We start from the raw sequence: 629 nt of genomic DNA, 5'->3' as shown, positions 1-629 counted from the left end.
CAGACACGATGCCCGGGGGGTGGGCGTGGCCAGTAAGGTTCCGGCGGCGGATAATACGCTGCGGGTGCTCAAGCTGCTGGCCAGCCGCAAGTCCCCCACCCCGGCCGCGATGATCTGCACGCTGCTGCAGCTGCCGCGCTCCACCGTCTACCAGCTGCTGGGGGTGCTGATCGAGCAGGGGTTCGCCACCCACTACCCGGAGGAACAGGCCTATGGCCTGGGGCTGTCCGCCTTTGAGCTCTCCAGCGCCTACACCCGCCAGGAGCCGCTGGCGCGCCTGGGCGCCCCGCTGGTGGCGCAGCTGGTGGACAAGGTGGGCCAAAGCGCGCACCTGGCGGTGCTGCACGGGGCCGATGTGCTGTACATCGTGGAGGAACGCGCCAAGGGCCGGCCCTCGCTGGTCACCGATGTGGGGGTGCGCCTGCCCTCGCACCTGACCGCCTCGGGCCGGGCGATCCTGGCCCAGCTGCCCAAGTCCCAGGTGCGTGCGCTCTACCCGCGCCCGGCCAGCTTCATCAGCCGCAGCCCCAACAGCACCACCATCACCGACTACGCCTCGCTGCGCCGTGAACTGCAGTTCACCGCCGAGCGCGGGTACGCGGTGGAGCAGGGGGACGTGACCGAGGAGT

1 protein-coding gene is annotated in these 629 nt (G+C 70.7%); it reads left to right on the top strand.

Annotation, left to right across the window (positions count from 1 at the left end):
• Window positions 1-25: 25 nt before the first annotated feature.
• On the top strand, window positions 26-629 hold a 604-nt coding region (locus JCM19049_RS16840), incomplete at its 3' end, for an IclR family transcriptional regulator (protein ID WP_054822091.1).

Source organism: Arthrobacter sp. JCM 19049 (genome assembly GCF_001310435.1).
Note: the sequence above shows the minus strand (reverse complement) of the source record. Positions and strands in the feature narration are given on the sequence as shown.